The following is a 1,837-nucleotide window of genomic DNA, read 5'->3' as shown; positions in this document are numbered from 1 at the left end:
GCCTCATGCTGCGCACCCGTGACGCCGACGCTGCGGCGGTGCGCGCGGCCGCCGCGGACGGCCCGGACGACGTCGCCGCCCAGCTCGCCGTCGCCGACCTGGACGTGCTCGGTGGCCACGTGGAGGACGCCTTCGCCCGGCTCGTGCGGTTCATCGCCCTCCACCCCGGCGACGACCGGGAGACGGCGCGCGCCCACCTCGTGGACCTCTACACCGTGGTGGGCACGGACGACCCCCGTGTGCAGGCCTCGCGGCGTCGGCTGGCCGCAGCGCTGTTCTGAGGGACCCTCAGTTCATCCCTGAGGAGGACGCCGTGTCCGCCTGACGGTGGGTAAGGTCCCAGGCATGTCTCCGCATGCGCCCGAGCCTGCCCCCGCCCACCTGGCGGCCGCCGCCCGTCGGCGTGCGGCCGACGCCCCCGATCCGGACCTCGCCCTCGTCACGCGCGGGCTGACCCAGCGGTTCGGGGACAAGCTGGCGCTGGACGCGCTGGACCTGGACGTCCCGGCCGGATCGTTCTTCGGGGTGGTCGGGCCCAACGGGGCGGGCAAGACCACGGCCCTGTCGATGGCCACCGGGCTGCTGCGCCCGGACCACGGCCGCGCCTGGATCCACGGCGTCGACGTGTGGGAGCAGCCCCTCGAGGCCAAGCGACGGGTCGGCGTGCTCGCCGACGGCGTGCGGACCTTCGACCGCCTCACGGGCGCGCAGCTCGTGACCTACGCCGGGCTGCTGCATGGCCTCGACGCGGACACCGTGGCCGAGCGGACCGCGGACCTGCTGCGGGTGATGGACCTGGAGGACGCCGGCCGCAAGCTCGTGGCCGACTACTCCGCCGGCATGACCAAGAAGGTGTCCCTGGCGGCCGCCATGGTCCACGCCCCGGACCTGCTCGTCCTGGACGAGCCGTTCGAGGCCGTGGACCCGGTCTCCGCCGCGAACATCCGGGACATCCTGCACTCGTACGTGGAGCGGGGCGGCACCGTGATCGTCTCGAGCCACGTGATGGACCTCGTCCAGCGCATGTGCACCCACGTCGCCGTGATCGCGGCCGGGACGCTGCGGGCCGCCGGCACGCTCGAGGAGGTCCGGGACGGGCGCGACCTCGAGGACCGCTTCGTGGACCTCGTCGGCGGCCGCCACGGCTCGGAGGGGCTGACATGGCTCTGACGCTCGTCCGACTGCGCTGGACGCTGACCCTGAACCAGTGGCGGCGGTCCCCGTTCACCCTGGTGATGAGCGTGCTCGGCGCGCTGTACGTGCTCGGCATGGCCGCCGTGGCGGTGACGCTGCTCGTCACGGGCCTGCCCGCCCTGCCGGACGAGGCCCGCGGCGCCACGACCGTGCTGGCCGCCGCCGTCGTGGTGCTCGCCTGGCTCGTCATCCCGCCGTTCGTCACGGGCGTGGACGCCACCCTCGACCCGCACAGCTTCGTGCTCTTCCCCGTCCCGGCCCGCACCCTCATCGCCGGGCTGGTCCTGAGCGCCTTCACGACGCCGGTCGGGCTCGCCACGCTGGCCGTGCTGGTGGGCCTGGGGGCCAGCTGGTGGGACCGGCCGGCCGCGCTGGCGGCAGGCCTGGCCGGGGGCGCGCTGACCGCGGTGACCGCCGTGGCGATCGGCTCCGGCCTCGCCGGCCTCCTGGCCGCCTACGCGAGCCGGCGTCGGGTGCGGGACGTCGTCTCCGTCCTGCTGTTCATCCCGCTCATGCTCGGCGGCGTCGCCCTCTCGCAGGCCATCGCATCGTTCGAGGACTTCCTGGCGATCGCGCCCCAGGTCGCCCGCGGCGCGGCGTGGACCCCGTTCGGGGCGGGCCCCGCCGCGGCGTGGGCGGCCGC

The 1,837-nt window shown here is 75.2% G+C and carries 2 protein-coding genes and 1 pseudogene; all 3 read left to right on the top strand.

Features of this window, described 5'->3' with window-relative positions; all coding sequences use genetic code 11:
- The coding region (locus HMPREF3105_RS00615; RefSeq protein WP_141762363.1) for a tetratricopeptide repeat protein at positions 1 to 281 on the top strand (281 nt) is incomplete at its 5' end.
- A gap of 64 nt (positions 282 to 345) precedes the next feature.
- The gene (locus tag HMPREF3105_RS00610; protein ID WP_070708527.1) at positions 346 to 1,170 is read left to right on the top strand and encodes an ABC transporter ATP-binding protein; all 825 of its coding nucleotides are present in this window, start codon (positions 346 to 348) and stop codon (positions 1,168 to 1,170) included.
- A pseudogene (locus tag HMPREF3105_RS00605) lies at positions 1,161 to 1,837 on the top strand (Tat (twin-arginine translocation) pathway signal sequence); the annotation flags it as partial. The gene HMPREF3105_RS00610 and the pseudogene HMPREF3105_RS00605, both read left to right, overlap by 10 nt.

Origin of the sequence: Micrococcus sp. HMSC31B01 (genome assembly GCF_001816085.1) — a bacterium.
Lineage (GTDB): Bacteria > Actinomycetota > Actinomycetes > Actinomycetales > Micrococcaceae > Micrococcus > Micrococcus luteus.
The sequence above is the reverse complement of the archived record's forward strand: the minus strand, read 5'-3'. Positions and strand labels throughout refer to the sequence as shown.

Coding starts and splice junctions, on each gene's coding strand:
- HMPREF3105_RS00610 (WP_070708527.1), top strand. CDS start 346: ATGTCTCCGCATGCGCCCGAGCCTGCCCCCGCCCACCTGGCGGCCGCC.